Annotated in this window: 16 protein-coding genes; 14 read left to right on the top strand and 2 right to left on the bottom strand. The window is 67.6% G+C overall.

Annotation, left to right across the window (positions count from 1 at the left end):
* The first annotated feature begins 77 nt into the window (after positions 1 to 77).
* From APZ15_RS36810 to APZ15_RS36785, 6 genes are all read left to right on the top strand, one after another.
* The gene (locus APZ15_RS36810) at positions 78 to 509 is read left to right on the top strand and encodes a hypothetical protein (protein WP_027792478.1); all 432 of its coding nucleotides are present in this window, start codon (positions 78 to 80) and stop codon (positions 507 to 509) included.
* A 6-nt stretch (positions 510 to 515) separates the two neighbouring features.
* A complete protein-coding gene (locus tag APZ15_RS36805) occupies positions 516 to 1280 on the top strand; it encodes a hypothetical protein (RefSeq protein ID WP_138143360.1) in 765 nt (254 codons plus the stop codon).
* 385 nt (positions 1281 to 1665) lie between these two features.
* Positions 1666 to 2313, top strand: coding sequence for a hypothetical protein (locus tag APZ15_RS36800; RefSeq protein WP_027792480.1), 648 nt, complete (start codon positions 1666 to 1668; stop codon positions 2311 to 2313).
* A 108-nt stretch (positions 2314 to 2421) separates the two neighbouring features.
* Entirely contained in the window at positions 2422 to 2754 is a 333-nt protein-coding gene (locus tag APZ15_RS36795) for a RebB family R body protein (RefSeq protein WP_021157934.1), read from the top strand.
* A gap of 190 nt (positions 2755 to 2944) precedes the next feature.
* A complete protein-coding gene (locus APZ15_RS36790) occupies positions 2945 to 3319 on the top strand; it encodes a RebB family R body protein (RefSeq protein ID WP_034196216.1) in 375 nt (124 codons plus the stop codon).
* Between the two features lie 196 nt (positions 3320 to 3515).
* Complete coding sequence (locus APZ15_RS36785) at positions 3516 to 3839, top strand: RebB family R body protein (protein ID WP_027792482.1); 324 nt, start codon at positions 3516 to 3518, stop codon at positions 3837 to 3839.
* A 76-nt stretch (positions 3840 to 3915) separates the two neighbouring features.
* Here APZ15_RS36785 and APZ15_RS36780 read toward each other — a convergent pair whose 3' ends face one another.
* Positions 3916 to 4746: a Crp/Fnr family transcriptional regulator gene (locus APZ15_RS36780; RefSeq protein ID WP_226129033.1), complete on the bottom strand. Its 831-nt coding sequence runs from the start codon at positions 4744 to 4746 to the stop codon at positions 3916 to 3918.
* Between the two features lie 250 nt (positions 4747 to 4996).
* On the opposite strand from APZ15_RS36780, the gene APZ15_RS36775 reads away from it, so the two are divergent.
* From APZ15_RS36775 to argE, 8 genes are all read left to right on the top strand, one after another.
* Entirely contained in the window at positions 4997 to 5554 is a 558-nt protein-coding gene (locus APZ15_RS36775) for an RNA polymerase sigma factor (RefSeq protein WP_027792484.1), read from the top strand.
* Positions 5555 to 5659: 105 nt separating this feature from the next.
* Complete coding sequence (locus APZ15_RS36770) at positions 5660 to 5953, top strand: RebB family R body protein (protein ID WP_027792485.1); 294 nt, start codon at positions 5660 to 5662, stop codon at positions 5951 to 5953.
* A 29-nt stretch (positions 5954 to 5982) separates the two neighbouring features.
* On the top strand, positions 5983 to 6606 hold the full coding sequence (locus APZ15_RS36765; RefSeq protein WP_226153342.1) for a hypothetical protein: 624 nt from the start codon (positions 5983 to 5985) through the stop codon (positions 6604 to 6606).
* Positions 6607 to 6763: 157 nt separating this feature from the next.
* Positions 6764 to 7210, top strand: a complete 447-nt coding sequence (locus APZ15_RS36760) for a hypothetical protein (protein WP_027792487.1) — start codon at positions 6764 to 6766, stop codon at positions 7208 to 7210.
* Positions 7211 to 7437: 227 nt separating this feature from the next.
* Positions 7438 to 8778: a flavin-containing monooxygenase gene (locus APZ15_RS36755; RefSeq protein ID WP_027792488.1), complete on the top strand. Its 1341-nt coding sequence runs from the start codon at positions 7438 to 7440 to the stop codon at positions 8776 to 8778.
* 85 nt (positions 8779 to 8863) lie between these two features.
* Positions 8864 to 9313, top strand: a complete 450-nt coding sequence (locus APZ15_RS36750) for a RidA family protein (protein ID WP_027792489.1) — start codon at positions 8864 to 8866, stop codon at positions 9311 to 9313.
* Positions 9310 to 9987 carry a DUF1028 domain-containing protein gene (locus APZ15_RS36745; RefSeq protein ID WP_027792490.1) on the top strand — a complete coding sequence of 226 codons (678 nt, stop codon included), beginning with the start codon at positions 9310 to 9312 and terminating at the stop codon, positions 9985 to 9987. Before APZ15_RS36750 ends, APZ15_RS36745 begins: the two co-directional genes overlap by 4 nt.
* Positions 9980 to 11143, top strand: a complete 1164-nt coding sequence (gene argE, locus APZ15_RS36740; protein WP_027792491.1) for an acetylornithine deacetylase — start codon at positions 9980 to 9982, stop codon at positions 11141 to 11143. Before APZ15_RS36745 ends, argE begins: the two co-directional genes overlap by 8 nt.
* 57 nt (positions 11144 to 11200) lie before the next feature.
* Here argE and APZ15_RS36735 read toward each other — a convergent pair whose 3' ends face one another.
* Positions 11201 to 12124 (bottom strand): LysR substrate-binding domain-containing protein, encoded by a 924-nt coding sequence (locus APZ15_RS36735; RefSeq protein WP_027792492.1) that lies wholly within the window; start codon positions 12122 to 12124, stop codon positions 11201 to 11203.
* Positions 12125 to 12375 lie beyond the last annotated feature (251 nt).

Genomic DNA, 12375 nt, shown 5'->3' with positions numbered 1-12375 from the left:
TGACGAACCGGCGCCATCGCGTGGCGCCGGTTCACTTCGGTAATTCGACGACATGGACATGAAGGGGAGACGCGCGCATGAGCTACACACCCGAAACCGGCAGCCTGGTGGGCCAGTGGACCTATCGCAGTTTCCTGAATGATCCCGACCCGGCCACCGCATTCAACGACCTGGAATTCGGCCTCGGCACGATCGAGATCGCGCAGGCACCGGCGGGCATCTTCAAGGGGCGCATTTTCGGCCCGGGATGGGAGCTGCAGCTCAACGGCTGGATCAGCTACGGGAATCCCGGCACCGTCCGCTTCCAGGGGCGCGGCGTGGTCAGCGGAGAGGAGTGGGTCTACGACTATGTCGGGTACGTGAGCGCGCCCTGGCCCAACGGCATCAACCAGCGTCCGGCGCTGACCGGTTCGATCGTCCGGACGGTTCCGCATGCGAGCGGCAACGGCGGCGTCGCGCCGGCCGGGGTGGTGTGCTCGTGGTACGCGGTCATGAGAGATCCCGCCTGAACGGCCATGACTGCCCGGAGTGTTCCGCCGGCCGGCCCGGCCGGGCGTCCGGTGACGGTGACGGGCGCGATCCGCGCATGCGTGGCGGCCGGGTCTGCGCGAACGGCCATGCTCCCGATGCCCGAACGCGTGCGCGGCGCGCTGGCGTTCGCGACCCTCGGCTACCTGGCGTGCGACCTGCCGACGCGGCTGCATGGTGCCCCTTCCAGCTGGATATGGAACGGCATCGGTGCGTTTGCCTGCGGCGTGGCGGGGTACGCGACGAGAGGCGGATCGCCGGGCAGGTGCGCGCGCCGGTCGATGCGCTGGTGCATGGCCGCCATCTGCGCGGGATTGACGCTCGATGCGATGCGGGCGCCCCTCGAGGCCATTCTCGACATCTGCGGCGGCACGCTCGATACCGGTGCCATGTGGAACATGCTCGTGCTCCATCTCCAGTGGTTCCCGATGTCGATGCTGGCCATGCTGGCGCTGTTGATTCGGCGCGAGGCCGACCGCAAGGACGGGCATCGACGCGGCCCGGTACGCGTGCTGGTCCGGGCGCCGGTGCGGGTCGCGCTCGAATTCGCGGGGATGTTGCTCGTCATGGCGCTCGGCATGACCGCGATCAGGGCAATGGCGTTCAGCGTGGGGCTGCGCTGGGATACGAGCGGCGTGGCCTTTGCGATGCTCGTCAGCATGCTGGCGTTCTACGCCCTGAGCGATCGAGCCGCCCTCGCAGAGGAATCGTTGAAAGGCCGCTTGCGAAACAAGAACGGCCAGATTACTTAGGATCGCAAAAGCAGGTTGGAGATCGAATTCGGCGGAACATGATCGCGGCGTAGGTCGATTTCAATAAAAGAGACCACGCACCGGGCAGCGGGCGAACGGGGCGCAACGGTATCGGCCGGCATGCGCGGCGGCACTGCTTGCCTGCGCATGGCCCGCCGCCGTAGGCGCGACGCACGGCGACAACCGATTTCACAGACCCGTCGCACGGTTCGTCCCTGCAGCGGTCCCGCCGAAATTTCCGGCGGGGCTGCCGCCTGTCCATTTCCCGGAGAACACCATGCGATATTCATTGCAGTACGCCGGCGCTGGCGCCCCTGCGCCGCGCCCATCCGCACCCGAACCGCACGCACCGGCGCCGCGGGCCGACCTCGAGGAGGTGTGAGCCATGAGCGACGACGCACTCGACCCGTTGCTGCGGCAGTTCGCGGAGAAACGATTGGGACGGCCCCTCGAGCCGGCTGAAGAACGGGCGCTGCTCGAGCGGCTGCCGGGTCGTCACGCGGCCCAGCCGGTCCCGGCGGCCGGCGCGGCCACGCAGGCGAGTGCCGCGTCCCCGCCATTGCCGCGCTTGAAAACCCGGCAGGAGGCGCGCGAGCAGGTCAAGCATTTCCTGCAGCTCAACCAGCAGAAGGCGTACGAGAAGATGCGCGGCATCCTGCAGACGATCGACGCGCAGAACGAGACGACCCTCGGCATGCTGGCGTCGGAACAGCAGAAGGTGTCCGGCGTACTCGACGCGCACGAGCCGCCGGACGACGCACCGGCATCCGGCGCGGCCGACATCCAGGACAGCACACGCGAGGCGCTGGCGGTGATCGGTGAACAGCTGACCGGCCTCATCCGGCAGGAAATCGACGCCTGCTTCCGGCACTACGTCGATTCGCTTGCCGAACGGCTCGTCGTGCGGCTCGACGCGATCGACGAGCGGCTGCAACGCATCGGCGCCCGTCCGGCCGACCTGCACGAACCGGCCGCTGCCGCCACCGCCCCCGCTTCTGTTCACGATACCCCCGGGCCAGCGTCCATGGAGTAGCACACCGGGCATGCGGTTGAAGTCGAGCGGCTGAAGTCCGGCGGCTGGACGCGAAACCGTCCGGCCCCGATGTGCGACCTCTCAACTACGTGAATCAAGGAGCAAAAAATGGGTGATACGTGTCAGGTGTGCCAGGTCAATCCCGCGATTACCGATGCCGTCACGCAGGTCAACGTCAAGGTGGTCGCCGAGGCGCCGGCGATGGCGATGGGCTCGCTGTACCAGGCCCAGAGCCATTCGCTCAGCATCCTGTTCGAGAACGCGGTGCAGCAGCAGTCGCAGGCCGCGATCCAGTCGCAGACGTCGACGAACGTGGGGACGATGCAGCTCTACACGATCGGGCCGGAAAGCGCGGGAGCGGCCGCCACGGAAATCGGCGCGAACGGGATCATTTCCATTCTGGCCGACGTGATCGCGATCGGGAAGGCGATGCGCCCGTAACGCACGGTCGCCACGCCGCGGTCGAGCGGCGGCGCAAGCGGCTCGGGCCGCCGATACCGCCGCCGCACCGCCGAACCGCAGCACGTCCGCCGGCGCCTGAACAGCGGTGCCGCGCGGTGTTCCGGAGCAAACGACAGGACGGGTAGAGCCGATTCGATGCGGCGCCCGTTCGCAAACCAGGAGAAATTCGATGGCAAATGATACAAGCGCCCCGACGGATTCGAAGGATCCGAAAGACCCCTGCAACTGCAAGACGTGCGCGGTCAATGCCGCGATCACCGACGCCGTCACGCAGACCAACGTCAAGGTGGTGGGTGAAGCGCCGGCGATGGCAACGGGCTCGCTGTACCAGGCCCAGAGCCATTCGCTCAGCGTGCTGTTCGAGAACGCCGTGCAGCAGCAGTCGCAGGCCGCGGTACAGCTGCCGACCTCGACGAACGTGGGCACGATGCAGCTCTACACGCTCGGGCCGGCGAGCGCCGGCGCCGCCGCGACGGAAATCGGCTCGAACGGCGTGCTGTCCGTGCTGGCCGATGTGCTCGCGCTCGGCAAGGCGCTGGCCTGACGCGTAACCCGGCGTCGACGCCGGGCGGCGGCCCTGATCTTCGCGGCTGCCGCCCGGCGCCTGTCGTCATCCCGACGCTCGCGACGGCGAGCGCTCGCGCGCACCGATGCAATCGATCGGCGCACGCCGCCGACCGACCCTTTCATGCGTTCGCCGTGACTGCATCGCAGCGGGCGGGCAAACCAGGAGCAACGACATGCCGGAACAGGTTTCCGCCGCGGTGACCGATGCGGTCACGCAAGCCAACGTCAAGGTGGTGGGCGAAGCGCCCGCCGTGGCCTTGGGCACGCTCATGCAGTCGAACAGCCATGCGTCCGCGATCCTGCTTCACAACGCGGTGCAGATGCAGGCGAACCAGGCGATGTCCAACCTCGCCGCCACGACCGTCGGTGTCATGCAGCTCTACGCCGGCTCGCCGGTGGCGGTGGCCGCCGCGGCGCGCTCCGCGAACGACAACTTTGCGTCGCAACTGACCGCCGTCGCGCAGTTGATGAACGCCATCGGCCACTGGCGCGGCTGATCTTCACCGCGCGCCGCGCAACCCGGCGCGCGCGACCTCCTGCCGCCGCGGCGTCGCGGCGTATGCGCCCGGCGCGTCAATTGGCGTTGACGATGGTCCGCAGCTGCTCCGGCTTCTCGATCGTCACGCCGTGCGCGTGAAGCCGGATCAGGCCGTCGCGCTGCATCTTCCGCAGGCTGCTGTTCAGTCGCGGCCGGCTGACGTTGAGCATCGCGGCGAGGATGCTCTGGCTCTCCGGCAACCTCACCTCGAGATCGTTCCCTTGCATGCGGTTCAGCAGATGGCGCGCGAGCCTGGCTTCGAGCCGGTACAGGCACGTCGATTCGACGAAGTCGCTCAGCTGGTGCACGTGCCGGCACAGCTGCTCGTGGATGCGCTCCATGAAATCCGCGTTGGCCAGCAGCGGCGCGAAGTACTGGCGATGCAGCAGCGACACGCGGCAGTCGGGGCTCAACTGCGCGGTGAAGCTGCGCCGGTGGGCGCGAACCAGCGTGTTTTCGCCGATGAGTTCGCCCGGTAACGAGTGGCCGAGAATGAGTTCGCGTCCGCCGGGTTCGTGCAGCGTCTTGTACACGCGGCCGCAGTGCACGAAGGCGACGAAATCGCCCGGATCGCCCTTGAAGAACAACAGGCGATTGCCGTGTTCGGGCCAGGGCGCGAGATGCCGCTCGATGTGAGCGAGCAGGCTTTCCGGAAGATCGGCGAGTATCGGGATATTGCACAGCGTTCGACCGTTGACGAGGGCAGGCATGTTTTCCGTGCAAGGTTGTTTGACGATGCGGCCACCTAGCGAAAAACGCTGCCTTTGGCATTGCGTGAAAAATGAATGATGAAAATAACCAGATAATGGGAAAGCGATCCCGATACGGTTTTGCTTCGGCGCCAGGGACCTTTGGTCGACCGACATCGACAGCAGCGTGCCGGCGTAATCACGTCGCGGCGGCAGTCGCCATTTTTCATCGAAATGCCATTGGTTACGCTCGGCGGCGCGCCCGAAACGACGGATGAGGATATGCCGGGGAATTAAAGTTTCCGTTCACAATAATCAAGAAAATTTACACGAAGCGATTATCTTTAAAACGGTGTTACGCGGGTAACAGCGCCATTCCCGGCGTCGAATCGATTCTGTGTTTTCCATAAAAAAAGGAAGGCACGGGATGACAACCTCGAACCAGCACGCTGTTTCGACGCCTGAGTCACCGGCGCAGCAGCTCGATCACACGTGGCGGGAAATGCAGGGGAAATTGCGGCGCCGCGCGCGCCTGTTGTGCAAGGGCGATATCCACCGTGCCGACGAACTGCTTTCCGATACCGCGCTCAAGGTCCACATCTACCTGCAACGTTCGCCCGAGCGCGTCCGGAACCTGGCCGGCTTTCTCTTTCTGGCGCTGAACCACGCGTTCCTCGACGGCGCGCGCCGCCGTGTGCGCGAAAGCGGCATGCTCGAATTCGACCCGGGCTGGGACGACGATCACACCGTCGAGCTGGCCGGCCACGCGCCGTCGGTGGAGCAGCAACTGCTGCTCCGGCAACAGCTGCTGCGTCTCGAGCAGGTGCTGTCCACGCTCTCCTCGCAGCAGCAGATGCTGTTCACGCTGAAGTTCGAGGAGGACCGGCCCTATCTGCACATCGCGGCGACGCTCGGGATCAACGAGCCGCTGGCCAGGAAGCGTGTCGAGCTGCTGCGCAGGAAATTGCGCGAGGAACTCGCGTGAGCGCGTTCACGAACGCGGGCATGCAGCGTTCCTAACGGCATGCGCGGCGTCGATGGCCCGCCGTTCCTTCAATCGCATGCCGGAGCCGAGATCCGAGGAGGCCTCGTGGCAGACAAAGTCAATGAGCAGGTTACCGACGCGCTGACGCAGACCAATGTCAACGTCGTCGCGGGATCCCCGGCCCAGGCGCTGGGCATGCTTTACCAGATGTTCAGCCAGGCCGTCGGCATCTCGGCGCAGAACATGACGCAGCAGCAGGCGGCGCTGAACCAGATTTCGAACGCCGTCGTGTCGAAGGCGGTGGCCATGATCCTGTCCGTCGAAGCGTCGCCGAAGCCGGCAGCGGGCGGCGCGGCGCAAGCGCCGGCGGCCGGGCCGCAGACGGGTTCCACGCATTAGTCGACTCTCGGGATACCTGAACCATGAACATGAAAGGCCTTTTGGGCGGACGCGGCGACGGTGCGCCGCAGGCGCCGCACGATGGCGCGTCCGCGGCAGCAGGCGCAACGACGCCGGCCGACGCAACGACGCCCGCCGATGTCGCGCCGCCCGTCGCGACGTCGAAAGCAGGCGCGCGCGCATGGCCGGTCAACCGGCTGCGCAGGCTCACCGATGCGCTGAAGGCGCCGAATCAGGTCGCCGATCCGGCCGGGGGCGGCGGTTCGGCGCTGCAGACCGTGCAGGCGATCAACGCGGAGGCGGCGTCCTACGCGACGACGCAGATCGCCGTCGGCCCGAACATGATGATCACGCAGGCGGGCGGGATGGTCGCGCAGGCGGCGGCCAACTACTTCGAGGCGTCGACGTCACTGGCGATCGCGGGCAAGAGCGTGCTGATGAAGGACCTGGCGCAGAAGACCATCGACGAGAACGTGCGCGGGATGGCGATGGATGCGGTGGGCCTGCTGTTGACGGACCTGTTCGTCGCGACGGCGGCGGTCGTCGCGGGTGCCGCGGAGGCGATCGAAGGCGAGGCCGCGAGCATCGCGCTCGACAAGATCGACGAGAGCCTGCAGCGGTATCAGGCGCTGCTGGACAAGAAGGGTGCGTAGCGCGCGACCGCGCGCGGCGACCAGGAATCAATCGACACGACCCGCCGGGCCGTCAGGCCCGCCGCGGGATGTGAGCGGCGGGAACGACGCGTGTCCGCTTTCCCGGACACGCGTCGTTCCCGCCACCGGCAGTCCCATCGAGTCAAGTGAGGAACCCATGCCCTACGACATTCAGAACGTACAAGGTCCCGCGCCGCTGGCGGTTGGCGAGCGCATCTGGGGAGATGCGTCGGAAATCGATTTCGGCGCGATGACGAGCTGCATCGCGCTCGTCGAGCAGACGCCGGGCCAGCCGGCGTCGGTGCGCGCGATCCATCTGTCGATCGTCAGCGACGACGGTACGAAGGTGTACGACCCGTCGGCGAACGTGGCCGGGCAGGTCGAGACGATCATGCAGCAGAGCGGCGACCTGCGTACCTGCCTCGGACGCATCGATCTCTGGCAGGCCAGCGAGTCGCAACAACTGCGGGATTTCTTCGCCGCGCTGATGCTGAGCCTCGACATGCAGAACTGGGTGCAGCTGCCGGACGGCAACCTGCGGGTGCGGATCAACGGTGGCGTGATCCAGTATCGGCAGGGCGCCGGCCCATGGACGAACGCGTAGCCGGCGCGACCGGTTGAAGCCGGCGCCCGCCATCCGGGCGGGCGCCGGTGCAACACGGGCGCGTCGTCCCGTGCCGCTCGACGCCCGCGCGCCCCCCAGCTTTTTGCTCATCAACACCAACAAAAATCATCATTTCGCCGCAAGCGGCGTGTCAGCAGAATGTCTCCATTCCAGCTCGAGCGACAGCACGCGCGTCGCGCCGAGCCGCACTTCAAAAGGAGACAGCCGTGGCAGTCGAAACAACCTCAATCGATACGCTCGTCGTCGGCGCCGGTCAGGCCGGCGTGGCCATGAGCGAGCACCTGGGCAAGCTGGGCGTGCCGCATCTCGTGCTGGAGCGCAGCCGCATCGCCGAACGCTGGCGCACGGGGCGCTGGGATTCGCTGGTCGCGAACGGCCCCGCGTGGCACGACCGCTTCCCGGGGCTCGAATTCGACGGCCTCGACCCCGACGCGTTCGCGTCGAAAGACCAGGTCGCGGACTACTTCGAAGCGTATGCGCGCAAGTTCGACGCGCCGATCCGCACCGGCGTCGAGGTGAAGCGGGTCGTGCGCAATACCGGCAAGCCGGGTTTCGTCGTCGAGACGTCCGACGGCACGATCGAGGCGAACCGCGTGGTCGTCGCGACGGGGCCGTTCCAGCGCCCGGTGATTCCGCCGATCGCGCCGGACGACGCGCGCCTCGTGGAGATCCATTCCGCCGACTACCGCAACCCGGGCCAGCTCCCGGACGGCGCGGTGCTCGTGGTCGGCGCGGGTTCGTCGGGTGTGCAGATCGCCGACGAGCTGCAGCGCGCGGGCCGCCGGGTCTACCTGTCTGTCGGCCCGCACGACCGCCCGCCGCGCGCGTATCGCGGCCGCGACTTCTGCTGGTGGCTCGGCGTGCTCGGCGAATGGGACAAGGAAGTCGCGACGCCCGGCCGCGAACACGTGACGATCGCGGTGAGCGGCGCGCGCGGCGGCCATACGGTCGATTTCCGCAAGCTCGCGAACCAGGGCGTGACGCTCGTCGGGCTGACGAAGTCGTTCAGCGGCGGCGTGGCCACGTTCGAGCGCGATCTCGCGATCAATCTCGCGCGCGGCGACGAGAACTACCTGTCGCTGCTCGACGCGGCCGACGCCTATGCGGCACGCAACGGCCTCGACCTGCCGGCCGAACCCGACGCCCGCCACATCCTGCCGAACCCGGACTGCGTCGCGCACCCGATCCTCGCGCTCGACCTCGCTGGCGCGGGCGTCACGTCGATCGTCTGGGCGACGGGATATGCGGTCGACTACGGCTGGCTGAAGGTCGATGCGTTCGACGCGAACGGCAAGCCGCGGCACCAGCGCGGCGTGTCGAAGGAGCCGGGCATCTATTTCCTCGGGCTGCCGTGGCTGTCGCGGCGCGGCTCCAGCTTCATCTGGGGCGTGTGGCACGACGCGCGGCACATCGCCGATCACATCGCGACGCAGCGCACCTACCTCGAATACCACGACGCATCGCAGCGCCGCTCGGCATCGCGCCCGGAGCCGGGCGGCGCCGCGTCGCACGCCGACGCGCAGCCGCTCGCCGACGCGGTCAACTGACCGACCCCATGCCGCCCGCCTGCCGCACCGCGATCGTGTTCGCGCCCGGTGCGGCGGCGTGCCCCCTGACGACTGAAGGATTTCGATGAGCCAACCGACCCATACCCGTATCCGCATGTTCAACACGAAGGATACCTACCCGAACCAGACGCTCGACAACGACCTATGCCAGGCCGTGCGGGCCGGCAACACCGTCTACGTGCGCGGCCAGGTCGGCACCGACTTCGACGGCAACCTGGTCGGCCTCGGCGACCCGCGCGCGCAGGCCGAGCAGGCGATGAAGAACGTCAGGCAGCTGCTGGAGGAAGCCGGCAGCGACCTCACGCACATCGTGAAGACGACGACCTACCTGATCGACCCGCGTTATCGCGAGCCGGTGTACCAGGAGGTCGGCAAGTGGCTGAAGGGCGTGTATCCGATCTCGACGGGGCTCGTCGTGTCCGCGCTCGGCCAGCCGCAGTGGCTGATGGAAATCGACGTGATCGCCGTGATTCCGGACAACTGGCAGCCGAACGGCGCCCGGGAGGCGACATGACTTTCTCCATCGTCGGGCGCTGCCCGGAGACGGGCCAGCTCGGCATCGCGATCAGCTCGTCGAGCATCGCGGTGGGCGCGCGCTGCCCGTGGGTGCGCGCGGGCGTCGGCGCCGTCGCGACGCAGAACATCACGCTGCCGGCGCTCGGCCCGCAGATCCTCGACCTGATCGAGCACGAACAGCTCGCGCCCGCCGCGGCGCTCGACCGCGCGCTCAGCGCGAACGGCTGGAGCCAGTACCGGCAGGTCACGGTGATCGACGGGCAGGGGCAGACCGCGTGCTTCACCGGCAAGGAAGCGCTCGGCACGCATCACGCGGTGCGCGGCGAACAGTGCGTGGCGGCCGGCAACCTGCTGGCTTCGCCGGACGTGATCGACGCGATGGCGCGCGCCTTCGAGCAGGCGCCCGGCCTGCTCGCCGATCGCCTGCTCGCCGCGATGCACGCGGCGATCGCGGCCGGCGGCGAGGCGGGGCCGGTGCACTCGGCCGCGCTGAAGGTGGCCGGCGACGTGACCTGGCCGATCGTCGACCTGCGCGTCGACTGGGCCGATGCCGATCCGGTCGGGCAGCTCGATGCGCTGTGGCGGGCGTATCGGCCGCAGATGCAGGACTACCAGACGCGCGCGCTGAACCCGACCGCCGCGCCGAGCTACGGAGTGCCGGGCGATGAGTGACACGTCGAGCCGCGCGTTGCTCGAGCGGCTGATCGGTTTCGCGACGGTCAGCCGCGATTCGAATCTCGAGATGATCGGTTTCATCGGCGACTATCTCGCGGGCTTCGGCGTCGAGAGCGAACTGTTCTACAACGCGGAACGGACGAAGGCGAGCCTGTACGCGACGATCGGGCCGCGCGATCGCGGCGGCATCGCGCTGTCGGGCCATACCGACGTGGTGCCGGTCGACGGACAGGCGTGGACGGTCGAGCCGTTCCGGCTGACCGAGCGCGACGGCCGCCTGTACGGGCGCGGCACGGCCGACATGAAGGGCTTCATCGCGTCGGCGCTCGCGGCCGTGCCGGCGTTCGTCGCACGGCCGCTGCGCGTGCCCGTGCATCTCGCGTTCTCGTACGACGAGGAAGTCGGCTGCCTCGGCGTGCGGCCGATGCTCGACGCACTGGCCGCGCGAGCGCACCGGCCGCGCCTGTGCCTGATCGGCGAGCCGACCGAGCTGAAGCCGGTGCTCGGCCACAAGGGCAAGCTCGCGATGCGCTGCCACGTGAAGGGGGCCGCGTGCCATTCGGCGTACGCGCCGTCGGGCGTCAACGCGATCGACTATGCGGCGAAGCTGATCGGCCGGCTCGGCGAGATCGGCGCGGCGCTCGCGCGGCCCGAACGGCACGACGGCCGCTTCGATCCGCCGTTCTCGACCGTGCAGACGGGGCTGATCAAGGGCGGCCGCGCGCTGAACATCGTGCCGGCCGAATGCGAGTTCGACTTCGAGGTGCGTGCGCTGCCGGATTTCGACGCGCACGACGTGCCGCGGAAGCTGCAGGACTATGCGGAATCCGAACTGTTGCCGCGAATGCGTGCGGTGCAGCCCGATACCGACATTCGATTGCAGCCGCTGGGCGCGTATCCGGGGCTGGCCACGGCGCCGGACAGCGAGGCCGCGCGCCTGCTCGCGATGCTGAGCGGTTCCGATGCGTTCGGCACGGTCGCATTCGGCACCGAGGGCGGGCTGTTCGGGCAGGCCGGGATTCCGGCAGTCGTATGCGGGCCCGGCAGCATGGACCAGGGGCACAAGCCCGACGAGTTCGTCACGCTAGACCAGCTGCATGGATGCGACGCGATGCTGAGTCGTCTGGCTGCGTATCTGTCGTCGGCCGCCTGAAACCGTCACTGCAAACACGCACGCACCGCCTCGCGCGGTGCGTGCGTGTTTCGCGTCTTATCTCGCCGTTTCCGCGACGATCTGCGCGAGCCGCTCGCGGCAGAAGTCGACGAACGACTGCGCCTGCTTCGTGAGCTGGCCGCGCTTCAGCCGCGCGCTCACGAGCCCCGACGGGCTCACCGTTTCGCTGAGGCCGATCGTCACGACCCGCTGGCCGTCGTACGTGTATTCGGAATGCGGGCGCGTGACGAGCAGCGAAAAGCCGAACCCCTGGCCGACCATCCCGCGCACCATCTCGATCGACGGCGACCCGAACACGATGTTCGGCGTCAGCCCGAGTTCGTGAAAGAGGCTGACGAAATACGTGCGGCTCGGCTGCACGTCGAGCAGGATCATCGGCTCGACGCAGAGGTCGCGCAGCGACACGTGCGGCTGACCCGCGAACCGGTGGTTCTCCGGCAGCAGCACGTACGGCTGCTGCGGCGGCATCAGCGGCTCGGTTTCGATCGTGCCGTCGAGATCGTGGTCGTACATCAGCGCGAGATCGAACGTGCCGGACGTCAGGCCCTGCACGAGTTCCTGCTGGTCGCCGTCGCGCAGCCGGATGTTGACGCCCGGGTAGCGCTCGCGAAACCCGGCGATGAGCTGAGGAAGATAGAGCGGCGCGACCGTCTCGAAGCAGCCGATGTCGATCTGCCCGGTAATCACGTCGTTGTCGGCGAGCGCGTTCTGTTCGAATTCGTGCGCGATGCGCAGCAGCTCCTGCGCTTTCCGGTAGAAGCGCGTGCCGCTCGGCGTCAGCGACACGCCCTGCGCGTGATGGCGGATGAACAGTTTTACGCCGAAGCTTTCCTCGAGCCCCTTGATCGCGCTGGAGATCGACGGCTGCGCGATGAAGAGCTGGCGCGACGCCTCGGCGACGCTGCCGGATTCCACCGTCGTCACGAAGTATTTCAGTTGCCGCAAAGTGTAGTGAGCCACAAGCACCTCTGATGCCCGGCCCCGGCATGCCGCCGAGGGCGAATTCTGTCCATGGTTTCGCGTAGCACCATACCTGAAGAAGCCCGAAGCCGAAATTTCCGCTACAGAGCTTTTTCGTATGTCCCGGAAATATTTTTAGTATTTCTCCGTCGCTGCATCGGTGGCGCACCATCGTCTCCAATCCGGATCGCAACGAGGCCGCACACGTGCGGGCGGGACATGTCATCCGTCCCCGCATGCCGCGCGTGGTC

The sequence above is a fragment of the Burkholderia cepacia ATCC 25416 genome (genome assembly GCF_001411495.1).
In the GTDB taxonomy this organism is placed as follows: domain Bacteria; phylum Pseudomonadota; class Gammaproteobacteria; order Burkholderiales; family Burkholderiaceae; genus Burkholderia; species Burkholderia cepacia.
Note: the sequence above shows the minus strand (reverse complement) of the source record. Positions and strands in the feature narration are given on the sequence as shown.

What these genes read in the sequence shown, in the direction of transcription:
- APZ15_RS36750 (WP_027792489.1), top strand. Translation starts at nt 8,864, where the DNA reads ATGAGCCAACCGACCCATACCCGTATCCGCATGTTCAACACGAAGGAT.
- argE (WP_027792491.1), top strand. Translation starts at nt 9,980, where the DNA reads ATGAGTGACACGTCGAGCCGCGCGTTGCTCGAGCGGCTGATCGGTTTC.
- APZ15_RS36805 (WP_138143360.1), top strand. Translation starts at nt 516, where the DNA reads ATGACTGCCCGGAGTGTTCCGCCGGCCGGCCCGGCCGGGCGTCCGGTG.
- APZ15_RS36775 (WP_027792484.1), top strand. Translation starts at nt 4,997, where the DNA reads ATGACAACCTCGAACCAGCACGCTGTTTCGACGCCTGAGTCACCGGCG.
- APZ15_RS36810 (WP_027792478.1), top strand. Translation starts at nt 78, where the DNA reads ATGAGCTACACACCCGAAACCGGCAGCCTGGTGGGCCAGTGGACCTAT.
- APZ15_RS36780 (WP_226129033.1), bottom strand. Translation starts at nt 4,746, where the DNA reads ATGTCGGTCGACCAAAGGTCCCTGGCGCCGAAGCAAAACCGTATCGGG.
- APZ15_RS36785 (WP_027792482.1), top strand. Translation starts at nt 3,516, where the DNA reads ATGCCGGAACAGGTTTCCGCCGCGGTGACCGATGCGGTCACGCAAGCC.
- APZ15_RS36765 (WP_226153342.1), top strand. Translation starts at nt 5,983, where the DNA reads ATGAAAGGCCTTTTGGGCGGACGCGGCGACGGTGCGCCGCAGGCGCCG.
- APZ15_RS36790 (WP_034196216.1), top strand. Translation starts at nt 2,945, where the DNA reads ATGGCAAATGATACAAGCGCCCCGACGGATTCGAAGGATCCGAAAGAC.
- APZ15_RS36795 (WP_021157934.1), top strand. Translation starts at nt 2,422, where the DNA reads ATGGGTGATACGTGTCAGGTGTGCCAGGTCAATCCCGCGATTACCGAT.
- APZ15_RS36800 (WP_027792480.1), top strand. Translation starts at nt 1,666, where the DNA reads ATGAGCGACGACGCACTCGACCCGTTGCTGCGGCAGTTCGCGGAGAAA.
- APZ15_RS36760 (WP_027792487.1), top strand. Translation starts at nt 6,764, where the DNA reads ATGCCCTACGACATTCAGAACGTACAAGGTCCCGCGCCGCTGGCGGTT.
- APZ15_RS36745 (WP_027792490.1), top strand. Translation starts at nt 9,310, where the DNA reads ATGACTTTCTCCATCGTCGGGCGCTGCCCGGAGACGGGCCAGCTCGGC.